This window comes from Streptomyces sp. NPDC107559 (assembly GCF_055657365.1).
In genome coordinates, this window is record NZ_JBVKBD010000007.1 from 395,842 (window position 1) to 413,707 (window position 17,866).

12 protein-coding genes and 1 pseudogene are annotated in these 17,866 nt (G+C 73.2%); 10 read left to right on the plus strand and 3 right to left on the minus strand.

What is annotated here, in order from left to right:
* Nucleotides 1–42: 42 nt before the first annotated feature.
* Genes ACZ7OY_RS23070 through ACZ7OY_RS23080 form a run of 3 tightly spaced genes read left to right on the plus strand, consistent with a single transcriptional unit; the run spans nt 43 to nt 5,168 of the window.
* Nucleotides 43–1,692 carry a tetratricopeptide repeat protein gene (locus ACZ7OY_RS23070; RefSeq protein ID WP_471913070.1) on the plus strand — a complete coding sequence of 550 codons (1,650 nt, stop codon included), beginning with the start codon at nt 43–45 and terminating at the stop codon, nt 1,690–1,692.
* Nucleotides 1,689–3,515 carry an urease accessory protein UreH domain-containing protein gene (locus ACZ7OY_RS23075; protein ID WP_471913071.1) on the plus strand — a complete coding sequence of 609 codons (1,827 nt, stop codon included), beginning with the start codon at nt 1,689–1,691 and terminating at the stop codon, nt 3,513–3,515. Before ACZ7OY_RS23070 ends, ACZ7OY_RS23075 begins: the two co-directional genes overlap by 4 nt.
* A 45-nt stretch (nt 3,516–3,560) precedes the next feature.
* On the plus strand, nt 3,561–5,168 hold the full coding sequence (locus ACZ7OY_RS23080; RefSeq protein ID WP_471913072.1) for a serine/threonine-protein kinase: 1,608 nt from the start codon (nt 3,561–3,563) through the stop codon (nt 5,166–5,168).
* Between the two features lie 4 nt (nt 5,169–5,172).
* Here the strand turns inward: ACZ7OY_RS23080 and ACZ7OY_RS23085 are convergent, their stop codons facing one another.
* Complete coding sequence (locus tag ACZ7OY_RS23085; protein ID WP_471913073.1) at nt 5,173–5,979, minus strand: SGNH/GDSL hydrolase family protein; 807 nt, start codon at nt 5,977–5,979, stop codon at nt 5,173–5,175.
* 246 nt (nt 5,980–6,225) lie between these two features.
* Here ACZ7OY_RS23085 and ACZ7OY_RS23090 point away from each other — a divergent pair, with 246 nt between their 5' ends.
* The 6 genes and pseudogenes from ACZ7OY_RS23090 (at nt 6,226) to ACZ7OY_RS23115 (ending at nt 14,601) form a co-directional block, all read left to right on the plus strand.
* Nucleotides 6,226–6,666, plus strand: a complete 441-nt coding sequence (locus ACZ7OY_RS23090; RefSeq protein WP_471913074.1) for a hypothetical protein — start codon at nt 6,226–6,228, stop codon at nt 6,664–6,666.
* Nucleotide 6,667: 1 nt separating this feature from the next.
* A complete protein-coding gene (locus ACZ7OY_RS23095; protein WP_471913075.1) occupies nt 6,668–7,762 on the plus strand; it encodes a GNAT family N-acetyltransferase in 1,095 nt (364 codons plus the stop codon).
* Between the two features lie 391 nt (nt 7,763–8,153).
* Entirely contained in the window at nt 8,154–8,975 is an 822-nt protein-coding gene (locus ACZ7OY_RS23100) for a glycosyltransferase family 2 protein (protein ID WP_471913076.1), read from the plus strand.
* Nucleotides 8,972–9,934, plus strand: a pseudogene (locus ACZ7OY_RS23105) (glycosyltransferase family 2 protein); the annotation flags it as partial. The gene ACZ7OY_RS23100 and the pseudogene ACZ7OY_RS23105, both read left to right, overlap by 4 nt.
* A gap of 217 nt (nt 9,935–10,151) precedes the next feature.
* Complete coding sequence (locus tag ACZ7OY_RS23110; RefSeq protein WP_471913077.1) at nt 10,152–10,952, plus strand: polysaccharide deacetylase family protein; 801 nt, start codon at nt 10,152–10,154, stop codon at nt 10,950–10,952.
* The gene (locus ACZ7OY_RS23115) at nt 10,945–14,601 is read left to right on the plus strand and encodes a lipopolysaccharide biosynthesis protein (RefSeq protein ID WP_471913078.1); all 3,657 of its coding nucleotides are present in this window, start codon (nt 10,945–10,947) and stop codon (nt 14,599–14,601) included. Before ACZ7OY_RS23110 ends, ACZ7OY_RS23115 begins: the two co-directional genes overlap by 8 nt.
* Before the next feature lie 43 nt (nt 14,602–14,644).
* On the opposite strand, the gene ACZ7OY_RS23120 is transcribed toward ACZ7OY_RS23115, so the two are convergent.
* Nucleotides 14,645–16,063, minus strand: coding sequence for a GH39 family glycosyl hydrolase (locus tag ACZ7OY_RS23120; protein ID WP_471913079.1), 1,419 nt, complete (start codon nt 16,061–16,063; stop codon nt 14,645–14,647).
* A gap of 250 nt (nt 16,064–16,313) precedes the next feature.
* Here ACZ7OY_RS23120 and ACZ7OY_RS23125 point away from each other — a divergent pair, with 250 nt between their 5' ends.
* Entirely contained in the window at nt 16,314–17,408 is a 1,095-nt protein-coding gene (locus ACZ7OY_RS23125) for a DUF5925 domain-containing protein (protein ID WP_471913080.1), read from the plus strand.
* A gap of 11 nt (nt 17,409–17,419) precedes the next feature.
* Here ACZ7OY_RS23125 and ACZ7OY_RS23130 read toward each other — a convergent pair whose 3' ends face one another.
* Nucleotides 17,420–17,788 carry a GntR family transcriptional regulator gene (locus tag ACZ7OY_RS23130; protein WP_471913081.1) on the minus strand — a complete coding sequence of 123 codons (369 nt, stop codon included), beginning with the start codon at nt 17,786–17,788 and terminating at the stop codon, nt 17,420–17,422.
* Nucleotides 17,789–17,866 lie beyond the last annotated feature (78 nt).

Sequence of the window (17,866 nt, forward strand, 5' to 3'; positions counted from 1 at the left end):
GGTGCGGGCCGCGTCGCCCCACGCGACGACCGAGGAGAGGGCATGTCCCCGCGCAAGAACGACAACGCACCGCAGAGGGAGTCCGACTCGCCCTTCGCCGCGCCGGAGCCGGACCACTCGGGGACCGCGGCACCCGGCACCGAACCGGGGGGTGACAGGTCCGGGGCCGCCCAGGACCACACCGGGACGGCGCCCGCGCCGGCCCCGGACGAAAAAAACGGGACCGCCGCCGCTCGCGCCGACGACCCGTCGCCGACGAACGCTTCTCCCGCAGACGCTTCTCCCGCGGACGCATCTCCCGCAGACGCTTTTCCCGCCGCCGCTCGCGTCGCCGCTCTGCGGCGCGTCGCCGAGGCGGGGCGGCGCTGGCGGGTCGGCCAACTCGCTTGCTGTGCAGCCCTGTTGGCGGTGGCGCTGACCGCCGGATCCATCGCGGTCGGCGCGGCGCGGGACAGCCGGCCGGTGGCCGTGGCCGCGCCCGCCGCGGTGTCGCCGGCCCTGCTGGGCAGTGGGGACCTGAACGCGGGCATCGCCGCGCTCCAGGCCCATCTGCGGGCCCAGCCGCGGGACTTCGGCAGCTGGGCGACGCTCGGACTGGCCTATGTCGAACAGGCACGCACCCAGGGCGACCCCTCCCGCTACCCGCAGGCCGAGAAGGCGTTCACCCGCTCGCTCGCCCTGGCACCGGACAACGACCCCGCACTCGCCGGCCGCGCCGCCCTCGCCGCCGCCCGGCACGACTTCAAGAACGCCCTGGTCTACGCCGACCGGGCGCTGAAGCAGAACCCCTACAGCGAACGCGCCCTGTGCTCCCGTATCGACGCGCTCGTCGAACTCGGCCGGTACGACGACGCGCAGAAGGCGGCCGACCTCGCCGACGCCCGGCACCCGGGTGTCCCCGTCTTCACCCGGTACGCCTACGTCCACGAGCTGCGTGGCGACGTCGCCACGGCCCGCCGGGTCCTGCAACAGGCGCTGGACACCGCGACCTCCCCGGGCGACGTGGCGTACGTCTCCAGTCAGCTCGGCCAACTCGCCTGGAACCAGGGCGACGACAAGTCGGCACTCGACCACTACGCCCGCGCGCTCGGCGCCGACGAGAACTACCTCCCCGCCCTGGAGGGCCGGGCCCGCGCCCAGGCCGCGAGCGGCGACCGGGCCGCAGCCATCACCGGAATGGAGAACGTCGTCTCCCGGTACCCGCTGCCCGGCCCACTCGTCGAACTCGGCGAACTGTACGAGGCCCGTGGCGCCGAGGGTGACCGGGCGAAGGCCGGCGACCAGTACGCCCTGGTGGACGCCTGGATCGCCCTCGCCCGCGCCAACGGCGTCGACGCCGACCTCGACACCGCGCTCGCCGCGGCCGAGCACGGCGACGCCAAGGCCGCGCTGCGCGCCGCCCGCGCCGAGTGGGCCCGTCGGCACACCGTGCACACCGCGGACGCCCTCGCCTGGGCCCTGCACGTCAACGGGCAGGACGCCGAGGCCCTCGCCCTCGCCCGCGAGGCCACCGCGACCGGCTACCGCAACGCCTCCTTCCTCTACCACCGCGGGATGATCGAGCGGGCCACCGGCCACGCGAAGGACGCCCGCACCCACCTGGCCGCCGCGCTGAAGCTGAACCCCGGCTTCTCCCCCCTCGGTGCCCGCGCGGCCCGCGACGCGCTGAAGTCCCTGGAGGCCGCCCGGTGAAGCTCCGTCGTCCGTTCGCCTCCGTCATGGCCGTCCTCACGGCCGCCTGCACGCTCGCGCTCGTCCCCGCCGCGTCCGTGAGCGCCCACCCGCTCGGCAACTTCACCGTCAACCGCTACGACGGTCTGGTCGCCGCCCCCGGCCTGCTCCGCGTGGACCACGTCGAGGACCTGGCCGAGATCCCGGCCACCCAGGCCGGGCCCGACCTGCGACGGCTGGGCACCGCCGAGTGGGCCCGGCAGCGCTGTGCCAAGGCCGCCGAGGGCAGCCGGGTCACCGTCGACGGGCGCGCCGTCGCCCTCACGGTCGGCGCCGGCCAGGCCCGGCTGCGGCCCGGCCAGGCGGGACTGCACACCCTGCGGGTCGAGTGCCGCCTGACCGCTCCACTGCCCGAGGGCCGGCCGGTCACCCTCGGCTTCCACAGCGAGGGTGCCTCCACCGGCCCCGGCTGGCGGGAGATCACCGCCCGCGGCGACCGGACCACGCTCACCGCGACGGACGTACCGAAGAGCTCGGTGTCGCACGAACTGACCAGCTACCCCAAGGAGTTGCTCTCCTCACCCGCCGACACCGCCACCGCCTCCCTGCGGGTGCGGCCCGGCGGTCCGGCGCTGGCCGACGACACGGGACGCGACGCGCCCGCCGCCTCCGTGCTGCCGCGCGGTGCCGACCGCTGGACCCAGGCCCTGGACAACCTGGTCGCGCGTCAGGACCTCACCCTCGGCTTCGCGGCGCTGGCCCTGCTCGTCGCCGTCGTCCTGGGCGCGATGCACGCGCTCGCCCCCGGTCACGGAAAGACCATCATGGCCGCGACGGCCGCGGCCCGCGGCGGCCGGGCCCGCCTCAAGGACGTCCTGCCGCTGGCCGCGTCGGTGACCGTCACCCACACCCTGGGCGTGGTTGCCCTGGGCCTCCTGGTCACGGCCGGTTCCGCCGCGGCGCCCTCGGTGATCGCCTGGCTGGGCCTGGCGAGCGGCGCGCTGGTACTGCTCGCGGGCGTGAGCCTCATACGCCGGGCCTGGCACAACCGGACCCACGGACACGGGCACGGACACGGGCATGACCACGGGCACGGACACGACCACGGACGCGGGCATGACCACGGGCACGACCACGACCACGGACGCGGGCATGACCACGGGCACGACCACGACCACGGACACCAAGAAGGGCACACGCACGAACCGGAGCCCGGGCAGGCACCGGAGCGTCCGCTCGCCCTGGTCGGCGCCCGCACCGCGACCGTGTCCGCGCCTGTCCGGACGCTCCCGCACCCCGCCACGCACAGCCATGAGCACGACCCCGCCCACGAGCACGAGCACGGCCGCAACCACAACCACGAGCACCGTCACGACCACGACCACACCCCTGAGCACGACCACGAACACACCCACGACCACGGACACACCCACGGTCTCGAACACACCCACGGTCTCGAACACACCCACAACGGCTTCACCCACACCCACCCCACGGCCCCCACCCTCCGCGGCACGATCCTGCTCGGTTTCGCCGGCGGGCTCGTGCCCAGCCCCTCGGCCGTCGTCGTGCTCGTGGGCGCCGCCGCGCTGGGCCAGGCCTGGTTCGGGCTGCTGCTGGTCGTCGCGTACGGCGTCGGGCTCGCGCTCACGCTGACCGCGGCCGGGTTCGCCGTCGTACGGCTGGGTAGCCGTATGACCCGGGTACTGGACGAGGGCCCCCGCTGGACGACGCACCCGGTCGTCAACGCGGTACGGCGCACCACCCCTCTGTGGTCCGCCCTGGTCGTCGTGGCCCTCGGGGCCGGACTGGTGCTCAAGGGGGCGGCATCCGTATTGGGCTGAGCTATTTTGGGGAAGATGTCCGCCAGGCTGCGGAGGGGGATGCCGGTGTCCGGAGAACAGGGCGCTGAACGTCTGGTCGCGGGCCGGTACCGCTTGCTGTCCCCGCTCGGCGAGGGCGGCATGGGGACCGTGTGGCGGGCTCGCGACGAGCTGCTGAACCGTGAGGTCGCCGTCAAGGAGGTACGGGCGCCGGCCGGTCTGCCGGCCTCCGACGTGGAGCGGATGTACGCCCGGTTGGAGCGCGAGGCGTGGGCGGCCGCCCGGATCTCGCACCGCAACGTGGTGACGGTGTACGACGTGGCCACCGAGGACGGCCGCCCCTGGATCGTCATGGAGCTGGTCCGCGGCATCTCGCTGGCCGAACTCCTGGAGACCGAGGGCGCGCTCACCCCGCAGCGCGCCGCACACATCGGCGCCGAGGTGCTGGCCGCGCTGCGGGCCGCGCACGAGGCGGGGGTGCTGCACCGGGACGTGAAACCGGCCAACGTCCTGCTGTCGAACGACGGCCGGGTGGTGCTCACCGACTTCGGCATCGCCCGGGTCGAGGGCAGTTCGGCGCTGACCATGACCGGCGAGGTCATCGGCTCGCCCGAGTTCCTGCCCCCCGAGCGGGCGCTGGGCCGCACCCCGGGACCGGAGTCCGACCTGTGGTCGCTCGGCGTGCTGCTGTACGCGGCGGTCGAGGGCAGCTCCCCGTTCCGCCAGGCCACTCCGCTGAGCACGCTGCGCGCGATCGTGGAGGACGAGCTCCCGCCGCCCCACCGGGCCGGACCGCTCGCGCCCGTCATCGAGGGGCTGTTGCGCAAGGAACCCGCCGAGCGGCTGACCGCCCAGCAGGCCGAGCGGGACCTGCGGATCGTCGGAGCCGGGGGCGCTCCGAGCGCGGGCACCGTGCGGGCGGTGCCCTTTCCCACGGCGCCCACCCGCCCGCTGCCGTCGCGGCAGGAACCGCCGACGCCGCCGTGGCCAGGTCCCGCGGCCACCGCGCGCACCACGCCCGTCGCGCCGCCGGAGGAACCCCGGCCGGGCCGCGACCGGCGCGCCGTCGTGGTGCTGGCCGCGGGGGTGATCGCCCTCGCGCTGGCCGTCGGGGGGCTGACGTACGCGCTGCTGAACCACGACAAGGGCGGGGGCGACGGCGGCCGGAACACCGCCACCGAGAGCGGCGGCGGGCTCACGCCCACCACGAGCGGGCCGACCACCTCGGCCGGACAGCCGACTCCCTCGGCGACTCCCAGCAGCAGCGCGCCCACGACCGTCACCCCGCCGCAGAGCGTCGACATCACCCTCACCGGCAGACACACGGACTACACGGGCAGTTGTCCGCCCTCGGACGCCGACGCGCCGACGTTCACGGCGACGTTCACGGTGGGCCGGCTGCCGGCGGAGGTCGAGTACCGGTGGGTGTCGAAGCACGGCAGACTCACGGACTCGGGCTGGAAGACGCTGTCGTTCCCCGAGGGCGGCGCGCGCTCGCAGCAGGACCAGGTGATCGTGACGACGTACTCGGAGAGCGGCACGTTCTCGAACGAGATCAGCGTGGAGGTGCGCGACCCGGTGCACCGGACGTCCGAGCCGGTGCCGTTCTCGGTGACCTGTGTGAAGGAGACCCCGTCGGACGAGGTCTCCTCCTCGCCTCCTGTCACCCCGTGAGGGTTCAGGCCGCGTTCGTGAGCACCGGGAGGTAACCGCCGGACTGCCCGGTGGCGGTCGGGTGGTAGGACACCCCGATGTCGAGCCAGTTGAGGCTGTGCAGCCAGGCGCTGCCGGAGCAGAGCTCGTGGCCGGTGAACGTGGTACGTACGTCGCCGAAGGTGAAGCCGTGGGCGGCGGCCCGCGCGGCGACGGCGGTGTCGAGGTAGTCGGCCGCGCCGTTGATCGCGGCGCGCTTGGTGTCGGAGAGACCGAGACAGGTGGCGCCGAGCTTGTAGAAGCGCGGGTAACCCAGCACGACGACACGGGCGTTGGGGGCGCGGGTGCTGATCGCCGTGTAGACGGTGTCGAGTTTGCCGGGCAGTGTCGAGTCGACGTACGCCTTGGCGGTGTTGATACGGGAGATGCAGCCGCTGTCGGACGACAGGACGCAGGTCGTCATCACGTCGGCGAACCCGGCGTCGTTGCCGCCGATGGTGATGGAGACCAGGCCGGTGGCGGAGTCGAGGCCGCCGAGCTGACTCGCCAGGACATCATCCGTTCGGGCGCCCGAGCAGGCGACGAAGGTGAACGAGGACGGCGCGTGGGCGGCGTTCCAGAGGTAGGGGTAGGCCTTGGTGCTGCGGTCGCAGTCGCCGCTGGAACTGATGTAGCTGCCGGAGCCCACTCCGGAGGAGTAGGAGTCGCCGAGGGCCACATAGCCGGTGGCCGCGGCCGTCGACGAGGCCTGCGCCACACCGCTCCCGGTGAGGGCGATGCCGCCGGCGAGGAGGAGTGAGCTGACGAAAGCCGCGATTCGGGAACGTCTCATGGAACCTCCCTTTAGCAGGATCTCTGCCTCGACTTACGTAGCAACTACGCGTGTTGACTGGAAGTGTCCATGCCAAGATTGTTGCCCTTCGCCACAACTCCGCCCCGGGGCGCACCCGCTGTTCAGCGGCGGATCAGACTCACGACGGACTTCCGCGTCTTGACGGCCACCTTCGGGCTGCGCGACATTGAAGCCCGGCATCCGGCACTTCGGGGGGCAAAGTCGCCCATGCGGAACATCCAGAACATGACGAACAACCAGAACATAGGCCATCGGACTCCAGCGGTGCCCGAGAAGGGCGCCGAGCGCGCGCGGCCGGTACCGGACAGGGACCTGTCGCCGCTGCTCGCGGGAGCCGCCGCGGCGGTCGCGGCGATCGGCGCGCTGCTCGCGCTCACCGACTCCGGCTCACCCCTGCGCGGCCCGTTCGTGCTCTTCTTCCTGCTCGCGGCCCCGGCGTCCGCCGTCGCCGCCGCGCTGCGCGGACTGGACCCGTTCGCACGCGCCGTCGCCTCGGTCGCGGGCGCGATCGTCCTCGACATGCTGGTGGCCCAGGCCATGCTGGCCGCGCACCGCTGGTCGGTGCCCGGCGGGGTCGCGGCGGTGACCGCGCTCAGCGCCCTCGCGCTGCTGCTGGTCATGGCGTGCCGACGCCTCGGCCGCACGGCGGGAAGACAGGGTTCCTGACATGGACATCAGCGTGTACCGCCCCGGCGAACTGACCGCGGCAGACCGGGCGGCGTGGACGGCGATGCAGTCCAAGGCCCATCTGCACGACGCGCCCGGCCTCTCGAACCCCTTCCTTTCACCGGAGTTCGCGCTCGCGATGGGCCGGGTCAGACGGGGCGTGCGGATCGCGGTGGTCCGCCAGGACGGGGAGCCGGCCGCGTACTTCCCGTTCCAGAGATCCGCCGCCGGCGTCGGCAGAGCCGTCGGCCTCGGCGTGTCCGACGCCCAGGGGCTGGTGCACCGGCCCGGGTTCACCTGGGACGCCCGCGCCCTGTTACGGGCCTGCGGGCTCTCCCTGTGGGAGTTCGACCATCTGGTGCAGGGCCAGGAGCCGTTCGAGGCGGGGGCCTCCGGCACCTTCCCGTCCCCGGTCGTGGACCTCGACCGGGGCTACGAGAGTTATCTGGGCGAACTGCGCGCCCGGTCGCCCAAGTTCACCCGGACCACGCTCGCCAAGGAGCGCAGGCTCGGCCGCGAGGCGCGAGGCGTGCGCTATGTCCACGACGAACGCGACCCGGCCGCCCTGAAGACGCTGATGGCGTGGAAGTCCGCGCAGTACCGGCGCACCGGCCGCAGCGACCGCTTCGCGCACACCTGGATCACCGGGCTGGTGCAGCAGCTCTTCCACACCCGCCACGAGCCGTCCGGGGGGATCCTGTCGGTGCTGTACGCGGACGGCCGCCCGGTCGCCGCGCACTTCGGACTGCGCAGCGAACGCGTGCTCGCCTGCTGGTTCCCGGCGTACGACCCGGCGTACGCGAAGTACTCCCCGGGCCTGATCATGCATCTGCGGATGGCCGAGGCGGCCGCCGCCGACGGCATCGCGTACCTCGACCTCGGCCGGGGGCACAAGGAGTACAAGGACTCCCTGAAGACACGCGAACTCACGGTGTCCGAAGGCTGGGTGACCCGCCGTCATCCCGTGGCACTGGGACATCGGGCGCACCGCGCCCCGGTGCGGGCGCTGCGCAACGCGGTACTGGCCCGTCCCTACCTGTTCGAGCCGGCGGACCGGCTGCTCAAACACATGGGGCATTTGCGTTCGAATCAGTGAGCAACACCGCACAAGGCCGTCTAACGGCCAAACCGTCAAAAAGGTGAGCCCTCTTTCCAGGACTTGCCATACAGGTGCATTCATCAATACCGTCGTACAACTCACCCGCATCGGTCCGTCGGCACACGGCTCCAAGGGGAGGGACCAAGGGCCACGGCGTACCGGGGCGGGGCGCGGTAGGGGGGTGCCGTGCTCGGTGAGCGCTCTTGTCACCGGGCCGTGCCGCGCAACCGGCCGTCGTGCCACGGCGGGCCGGTCAGCTTTGCCTGCTCATCCATGTGCACGGAGAGCCGTTGCGCCGTGCCGTGGGGGAGAAACCCCCCTTTCGAACCGGACACACAGCCGGGCCGCCCAGGGGCGGGCGGTCCACCGGACGAGAGGGACCAGACTCATGAGCTCAGTTCTGCGCCCGCCCGCATCGGGCCAGGATCCGACGACGGCCGGCCATTACCGGCCGGTCTCCTCCCATCTGGCCATCGCGCCACCGGTGAGCGTGGTCATTCCCGCCATGAACGAGGCGGAGAACCTGCCGTACGTCTTCAAGACCCTTCCGGACTGGATCCACGAAGTGGTCCTGGTGGACGGCAACTCCACCGACGACACCGTCGAGGTCGCCCGCGGCCTGTGGCCCGGCGTCCGGGTCGTCCCCCAGGACGGCAAGGGCAAGGGGGACGCTCTGATCACCGGCTTCGAGGCGTGCACCGGCGACATCATCGTGATGGTCGACGCGGACGGCTCGGCCGACGGCAACGAGATCGTTTCGTACGTCTCCGCCCTGGTCTCGGGAGCGGACTTCGCCAAGGGCTCCCGCTTCGCCAACGGCGGCGGCACCGACGACATGACCTTCGTCCGCAAGCTCGGCAACTGGGCGCTGTGCACGGTCGTCAACCGCAAGTTCGGCGCCCGCTACACCGACCTGTGCTACGGCTACAACGCGTTCTGGCGGCACTGCCTCGACAAGATCGACCTGGACTGCACGGGCTTCGAGGTCGAGACCCTGATGAACATCCGGGTGGTCAAGGCCGGTCTGAAGGTCCAGGAGATCCCGAGCCACGAGTACTTACGCATCCACGGCACGAGCAATCTGCGCGCCGTCCGGGACGGGCTGCGGGTGCTCCGGGTGATCCTCGGCGAGCGCTCCAACCGGCGTGAGCTGCGCCGCCGGATGCACCACTCCCCGCTGCTCGACTCGGTCCGGGGAGAGGTGTCTTGAGCGGTCCCGACATCTCCGTCGTGATCTGCGTCTACACGGAGGACCGCTGGGAGGACATCCTCGCGGCGGTCGCCTCCGTGCGCGCGCAGTCCCGTCCGGCCCGGGAGACGCTGCTGGTCGTCGACCACAACGCGGCGCTCCTGGACCGGCTGACCAAGGAGTACCAGGAGACCGGCGGGGTAGGCGTCCTCGCCAACGCGGGCCCCCGCGGACTGTCCGCGGGCCGCAACACCGGCATCGCCGCCTCGCACGGCGAGGTCGTCGCCTTCCTCGACGACGACGCCGTGGCCGAGCGGGACTGGCTGCGCCACTTCGCCGAGGGGTACGCCGACCCGCGCGTGCTGGCGGTCGGCGGCCGTACGGTGCCGGTCTGGGCGTCGGGGCGCCGGCCCGCCTGGTTCCCTGAGGAGTTCGACTGGGTGGTGGGCTGCACCTACCGCGGCCTGCCGCCGGGCCGGGTCCGGGTGCGCAACGTCCTGGGCGGCAACGCCTCCTTCCGCCGCACCGCGTTCGACGCGGCGGGCGGCTTCGCCACCGGCATCGGCCGGGACGGCGACCGGCGTCCGCTGGGCTGCGAGGAGACGGAGCTGTGCATCCGGCTCACCCGGGCCAGGCCGGACGCGATCCTGCTCATCGACGACCGCGCGGTGATCCACCACCGGGTGCCCGAGGCGCGCGAGCACTTCGGGTACTTCCGCACGCGCGCCTACGCGGAGGGCCTGTCCAAGGCCCTGGTGTCCCGCAGCGTCGGCGCCGGCAAGGGCCTGGAGTCCGAACGCCGGTACGCCACACGGGTGTTGCCGGCCGGGGTGGCGCGCGGGCTGCGGGACGCGCTGCTGGCCCGGCCGGGCGGCGCGGGCCGGGCCGGCGCGATCGTCGCCGGCGTGCTCACGGCGGCCGGCGGGTATGTCGTGGGCCGGCTCCGGACCCGTGGGAGCGGTGCCGCCGTCTTCTCGGTACCGCGGACCGGGACGGCCGCGCGGGAGAACGGGTCGGTCCAGGAGGACGGGACCACCGCACGGGAGAACGGGTCGGTCCAGGAGGACGGGACCACCGCACGGCAGAACGGGTCGGTCCAGGAGGACGGGACCACCGCACGGCAGAACGGGTCGGTCCAGGAGGACGGGACCGCCGCGCGGCAGAGCGGGTCGGTCCAGGAGAGCGCGGAGGAAGCACATGGCTGAGCCGTCCGTGCCCATCCTGATGTACCACGCGGTCGCGGCCGACCCCAACGACGCCACCCGCACCCTGTCGGTCGCCCCGGAGGCGTTCGCCGAGCAGATGGCGCTCGTCGGCGATCTGGGCCTGACCCCGCTCGGCACGGCCGAGCTGGCCGCCCGCTGGCGCGACGGCCGGCCGCTGCCCGCGCGGCCGGTGCTGATCACCTTCGACGACGGCTACGAGGGCGTGCACCGGCACGCCCTGCCCGTGCTGGCCGAACACGGCTTCGCGGCCACCTTGTTCGTGTCCACCGGCTGGCTGCGGGGCGCGTACGACACCGGTGGCGGCCTGGACCGGATGCTGGACTGGGACCAGGTGCGCGAGCTGGCCGGCGCGGGCATCGAGATCGGCGGCCACACTCACAGCCATCCGCAGCTAGACCAGCTCGGCGAGGACTCGCTGCGGGACGAACTGACCCGCTGCCGGGACATCGTCGCCGACGAACTGGGCGCCCCGCCGGTGTCGTTCGCCTATCCGTACGGCTACTCCAGCCGCCGGGTGCGGCAGGCGGTGCGCGCCCACGGCTTCGCCCAGGCGCTCGCCGTCGGCAACGGCCTCGCCCGCCGCCGCCAGGGTCCCTACGCCCTGCAACGCGTCACGGTGCGCCGCAACACCGGCATCGAGGAGTTCGGGCGGCTCGTCGAGGGCCGCGCGATCGCCCGCGCCTTCGCCGGGGACCGCGCCCTCACCAAGGGGTACGCGATGGTCCGCAGAGCCCGCCGGATCCGCCGGAAGGCCGGCCGTTCCCGTGTCTGACACGACCACGGCCCAGGAGGCGTCACCCACGACCGAGCCGCCCGGACGGGCGCCCCGCCGACTGCGCCTGCCCGGCCTGGGCAGGTCCCCGGGCGGTGGCAGCCAACTCTTCCGCAACGCCTATGCGCTGATGCTCAACACCGGCATCAGCGCGGTGCTCGGGCTCGGCTTCTGGCTGGCCGCCGCCCGCTACTACTCCGAGTCCGCGGTCGGCCAGGGGTCCGCCGCGATCGCCGCGATGAAACTCCTCGCGGGTCTGACCGCGGTGACCCTGACCGGCGCGCTGGCCCGCTTCATCCCCATCGCCGGTCGGGCCGCCCGCCGTCTCGTCTCCGGCACCTACGCGGCCGGTTCAGCGGTGGTGGCGCTGGCCGCGGGGGGCTTCCTGCTGACCCTGAACGTGTGGGGGCCGTCGTACCGCTTCCTGCACGGGCCGCTCAACGGGCTCGGTTTCGTAGTGGCCGTCGTCGCCTGGAACCTGCTCACCCTCCAGGACGGGGTGCTGACCGGACTGCGCAGCGCCCTGTGGGTGCCGGTCGGCAACACCGTGTTCTCGGCCGTCAAGCTGGGGCTGCTGGTCGCGTTCGCGACGGCGCTGCCGACCACGGGCGTCTTCGTGTCCTGGGTCGCCGCGATCGCCACCTCCGTGGTGCCGCTGGGCTGGCTGGTGTTCCGCCGGCTGGTGCCCCGGCACGTCGGGGCGACCGAACGGCAGGCCGACCCGCCCACCCCGCGGGAGATCGGACGGTTCCTCTCCGGCGACTGCACCGGCTCGCTGTTCTCGCTCGCCGTGGTCTACCTCGTCCCGGTGATCATCGCCTCGCAGGTCAGCTCCGAGGACAACGCGTACTTCTACATCACCACGACCATCGGCGGCACGGTCAACCTGCTCGCCGTCAACATGGGCGCCTCGCTGACCGTCGAGGGCTCGCACGACCCGGCCCGGCTCGCCGCCGACACCCGGGCCGCGCTGAAGCGGATGGCGCGGATCATGCTGCCGGTGTGCGGTGTGCTGTTCGTCGGCGCGCCGTGGATCCTGGGCGTGTTCGGCGCGGGCTACGCGGACGCGGCCACCGGACTGCTGCGCTGGTTCGCCGTCGGCGCGGTGCTGCGGGTGGTCATGGAGACGTACTTCGCGGTGCTGCGCGCCCAGAGCCGCACCGGCGGACTCGCCTGGCTCCAGGGCCTGTTGTGCGTCCTGGTGCTCGGCCTGACACTGGTCCTGCTGCCGCGCATGGGACTGGTCGGCGCGGGTGTCGCCGAGATCTCCAGCCTCGCCGTGATCGTGGCGCTGGCCGCGCCACGGCTGTACCGGACGGTCAGGGCGACGCCCGTCGCGTCGCCCGGGACCGCCGCTCCCGACGGGGACCTCGCCGACCTGGGGGCGTGCGAGGTCCCCGCCGCGGGGGCACCGCACCGGCGCGGGCAGCCCGGGTCGCAGGCCCCGCCCGGACCGGCCGACGCCGTGCCGCGCGACGGTACGACGGCCGACGCACCGTTCGGGCCGCCCGGCAGCGCTGCGGGCGCCGGGCCCGGCGGTGCCGTCACGGACGGGCCGGTACGGGAGGACCCCGCCGTCCCGGGCGGGCAGCCCCCGGACGGACCCGCCGCGCCGCGGAGCCGGCCCGAGCGTCCGCGGCCCACCCGCCCCGGGCTGCTCCTCGGCTGTCTGCTGACCGCCGCGCTGCTGCTCTACTGGGCGCCCGTGCTGCGGCTGTCCGACGCCGACCTGGACGGGATGGGCGGGCTCGGGCTGGTCTCGGTCCTGCCGCCGGCGACGCTGACCGGCGCGGCGCTGCTGGTCGTGGTCTTCGCGGCACTGCTCGGGCGCGGCCGCGAGCACCGGGGGCTGCTGCTGGTCACGCTGCTCGCCACGGTCGTCTCGCTGCACGCGCTGCCCGCCGTGATCGAGACCGAGCCGCGGTTCGCGACCGCCTGGCAGCACCTCGGCTTCCTCGACTACATCGACCGGACCGGCACGGCCGTGCCGGACCTGGACGCCCGCTGGAGCTGGCCGGGCTTCTTCGCGGCGGCCGCGTTCGTGCTGCGGGCGTGCGGGGTCGGCGACCGCACCGAACTGATCCGCTGGTGGCCGACGGCCGTCCAACTCCTCTATCTGGCACCGATGTTCCTGCTGGTGCGCTCGATGCGGGCGAGCTGGCGGGCCAAGTGGACCGGCATCTGGATCTTCGTGCTCGGCGGCTGGGTCGGCCAGGACTACTTCTCCCCGCAGGGCTTCACCTTCCTGCTGTATCTCGCCTTCGTGGCGATCCTGCTGGTCTGGTTCCGTCCCCCGCGAGTGCTGCGCACCGGGTGGTGGCCCGGGGAGGCGGAGGCCGAACCGGCCGGCCGCCGTCAGAAGGCGGTGCTGCTCGCGGTGCTCATCGGTCTGTTCGCGGCGAGCGTGCCGGCCCACCAGCTGACCCCGTTCGTGATGCTGGGCGTGCCGGCGGTCCTCGTCCTGGTCGGGCGCTGCGAACTGCGCGGGCTGCCACTGCTGTTCGCCGTGATCGTGGCGGCCTGGGTGGGCTTCATGGCCGAGCCGTACTGGTCCGGTCACTTCGACGAGCTGTTCGGCGGGGTCGGCGGGGTCGGCAGCAATGTGTCGACGTCCGTCTCCGGCCGTATCCAGGGCGGCAGTTCCACCCACAAACTGGTGCTCTACACACGGGTGCTGCTGGCCGGCGGGGTCATGGCGTTCGCCTGCTGGGGCTGGTGGCGGCGGCGCGCGCACAAGTACCGCGAGCGGTCGCTGCTCGTGCTCACCTTCGTCCCGTTCCTCGGCTTCGGCATGCAGTCGTACGGCGGGGAGATGGCGCTGCGCGTCTTCATGTTCGCCCTGCCGGGCGCGGCCCTGCTGGCCGGGCTCGCGCTGTTCCCGCGCACCGGGACCGCCGTCGGGGAACGCGGCCGGGACCGGGTGGGCCTCGCCACGGGGGCGGCACTGCTGGCGGGTCTGGTCCTCATGGGCGGCTTCCTGGTGGCCCGTTGGGGCAACGAGTCGTTCGAGCGGGTCCGGCCGGGCGAGGTCGCCGCGATGGACTACGTCTACGCCCACGACGATCCGACCGTGCGGCTGCTGTGGCTGAGCAACGACACCGAGGACAACGTGACCCCGGCGATGCCATGGGGCACCAAGGACATGGAGAAGGTCCAGTACGTGCCGACCCTGGCACCCGGCGACCCGGTGCTGGTGTCGGGCCTGGTCGAGGCGCTCGAGGACGCGGGCCCGAACTCGTACCTCGTGGTCAACCGCAGCCAGGTCGTCTACCTCGAACTGGACGTGGGCTACTCGGCGTCCTGGGAGCCGCGCCTGCTGGCGAACCTGGACGGGCGGCGGGAGCTGAAGAAGGTCCTGGCCAACGACGACGTGACCATGTACGCACTGCGCGAGCGGCCCGCGGGCGAGGTGCCCGAGGCCGATCCGGGCCCGATCGGACCGCAGATCACCTGGACGCCCTGGTCGGTGGTCGGGGCGCTGGCGGCCGTCGTGCTGATCCTGCTGCTGACGGCGCGCGAGGTGTTGCGGGTCGCCGGCCGGCCGGGCGTGCGGCGGCTGCGCCGGTTGCGGAGCGGCTTCTGGTTCGCCCTGCCGCTGCTGGCGGTGCTGTCCGCGGCGCTGGTGCAGCGGTTCCTGACGATGAAGTGAGCGCGGCGGCCCACCGGGTGCTCGCCGGGTACTCCCCCGGTGCTCACCTGGTGAGCCACTTCACCTCGTACGCCCGCATCTCGAACCGCCGTCCGTCGACCTGCGCGCTGATCGGCCGGTCGCGGGTGTTCACCACCAGGACGGTCCTGCCGGTGGCCAGGACCCGGACGTTGGGCACGTCGTCCGCGGCGACGGACACGGTGTCGTACCGGGTGCCCGGCGGGAACTCCTGGCCGAACCGGGAGACCAGCCCGTACATGGGCAGCCGCGCGCCGCCGTCCGCGCGGTCGGTCGGCGTCCACAGGCAGCCGGGGCAGCTGGGGCCCTTCTCGTCCTCCGGGTTCCAGTAGAAGCCGGAGGAGGCACCGCCCTTGACCATGGCGATCATCCCGGCGGCCTGGACGGCGACACGGCGGCTCTCCGGCCAGGCCTTGCGGTCGTCGTCGCCGTCGGCGGGTTCGACGTAGTACTCCGCCCACCACAGGGGCAGCCCGGCGGTCTGCCGTCGTACCCAGGTGCCGACGGCGGTGAGCTTGTCGGTAGCGCCGAACTCGTCGGGCAGCAGTGCGTCGTCCTTGGTGTAGCTGGAGCCGTCGACGACGACGAAGTCCGCGCCGGCCTTGTACCGGTTCCAGTAGGCGAAGGCGTCGAGGACCCGCTGGTCCAGCGCGCCCCACGGGCCCGCCAGGGCCGTCGAGGCCGCTTCGGCGCGCGGGTCCACACTGTCCATCACCAGGTACGGGCCACCGACCATGATGTCCTTGTCGACCTTCTTCAGGGCCCGGTAGACGAGGTTGTACAGCCGGGTGTACCCCTCGTAGTCCCAGCGGCCCTCGGCGTCGTTCCAGAAGCCCTTGAACTCGTTCCAGACGATGAAGTGGCGTACGTCGGGGTAGCGCCGGGCGACGGTCGCGGCGAGCGCGGCGAAGTCCGCGTAGTGCTCGGGCCGGGGGGCGGTCTCCAGCGCGGACCGGCTCCAGTCGGTCCTGCCCACGCCCGCCCGGCCGCCCTTCATCCAGTCCGGCGCGCAGCACAGGGTGAGGACGGGGGTGCCGCCGGAGGCGCGCACGAAGTCGATCCGGCGGTCCAGCGCGGCGAAGTCGTAACGCCCCTTCACCGGCTCGGGGTTGTCGGCCCCCCAGCCCATGACGGCCTGGTTCTGCGGCAGGCCCCCGCTCCTCGACAGCAGGCCCTCGACCCGTCGGGGGGCGGCCCCGCTGCCCTCGTCGGCGCTGAACTGGGTGTGGGTGAAGCCCCAGCCGACCTCGGGCTTCGCCGCCCGCGCCGGGGTGGCGGGGGTGCCGTGCACCTCGGCGCCGTCGGACGTGGTGCCCGCGGTGCCGCCGCCCCCCGGCAATGTGTTGATCAAGGTCACGACCAGAGCGAGTGCGGCCACTGCCGCGCCGAGCAGCGCGGTGAGCCGCCACCGCCGTGCCCCCGAATTCCACTCATCACGTCCCATCAAGGACAACACTAACGGCGTGAACGGCTGTACGGGCAGGTGCAGTCGAGGCACGGCCCGGTGGCAGGACACGGGCGACGCGCACCGGGCGCGCGGTGCCGCGGGCGGGGACGCGAGGGGGACATGACGGGACTCGACCGGACGTGACGGGAGGCGGCGGACTCCCCCGGACGTGGGGAACACGCCCGACACTTCACGCGCACCGCGGAAACCGGGTGCACTCGGCGCCCATGTGCCGGATCATGGCGGCATGTCAGCGAACCCGCACGACGCGCTGCCGATCCGGCTCAACGTCGACGACTCCGACTCCCCGTCCGACGTCGTCGACGCACTGTTCCTCGGCCGCTTCGCGACGGGCGAGCAGCCGTTCTCGCACGCGTCGAACATCGAACGGGTGCGGTCCGGAGCGTCACTGCTGCCGCCGGACGCCCGGGTGCTGCGCATCGCCCGCGACGACGACCGCAGCGCGACCCTCGCCGAGGGCGACGGCTGGACGCTGCTCGTCTCCCGCTGGAACCGGGGTGCCGACGTCACGGTCACGGCGACCAGCGCCGAGCTCGCCCAGAAGGTCCTGGACCAGGCGACCGACGGCGCGACGGACGAACCGGAGCCGCAGCCGGAGAACGTCACGATGGGCTTCTGGTACGTGTCCCCGAGACGGGGCCCGCACCGCACCACCCGGCAGATCTCGGCGGGCACCTGGGAGGACGTGCGGGCCAACTACACCGCGCCGGTGGCCGGCGCGATGGACCGCCTGATGGGCACCACCCCCGAGGACATCGCCGGCCGGCTCCTCCTGCTGCACGGGCCGCCCGGCACCGGCAAGACCTCGGCGCTGCGCACGCTGGCCAGGTCCTGGCGGGACTGGTGCCAGGTGGACTGTGTGCTGGACCCGGAGCGGCTGTTCAGCGACGTCGGCTATCTCATGGACATCGCGATCGGCGAGGACGACTCCACGGGCAAGGGCCGCTGGCGGCTGCTGCTCCTGGAGGACTGCGACGAACTGATCCGCGGCGAGGCCAAGCACACGGCCGGGCAGGCGCTGTCCAGGCTGCTGAACCTGACCGACGGCCTGCTCGGCCAGGGCCGCAACGTCCTGGTCGGGGTCACCACCAACGAGGACCTGGAACGCCTGCACCCGGCCGTGGTCCGCCCCGGCCGCTGTCTGGCCCGGATCGAGGTCGGCCGGCTGACCCGCGCGGAGGCGGTGGACTGGCTGGGCACCGACGAGGGCGTCGGCCGGGACGGGGCGACCCTGGCCGAGCTGTACGCACTGCGGCGCGGGACGACACCGGCATCGGTCCCGGAACCACGGGACGGGGTGGACGCGGGGCTCTACCTCTAGGGCCCCGGCCGTCAGCCGCCGTACGCCGCCCGCAGGGCGTCCCGTACGGCGGCCAGCGCGTCCGCCTCGGTGAGCCCGAGCCGTCGGGCCCGCTCCACGTACGCCTGCGCGGCCGAGGCCAGTTCCCGTTCCGCGGCCGCCCCGGCCGCCGCGATATACGTCCCGTGCCGCCCGCGCGTCTCGATCACGCCGTCCGCCTCCAGCGCCCGGTAGGCCTTGGCCACCGTGTTCGCCGCGAGGCCCAGGGACTCGGCCAGCCCGCGCACGGTCGGCAGCCGATACCCCACCGGCAGCACCCCCGACCGCGCCTGCTCGGAGATCTGCGTCCGTACCTGCTCGTACGGCGGGGCGCCGTCATCGATGTCGATCTTCAAGGTCACGGGGTGATTGTCGCGCACCCGTCGGTGCCGCGCCCGAAAATCAGAGGCGTCCCGGTCGGTCCCCCACGTAGCGTGCGC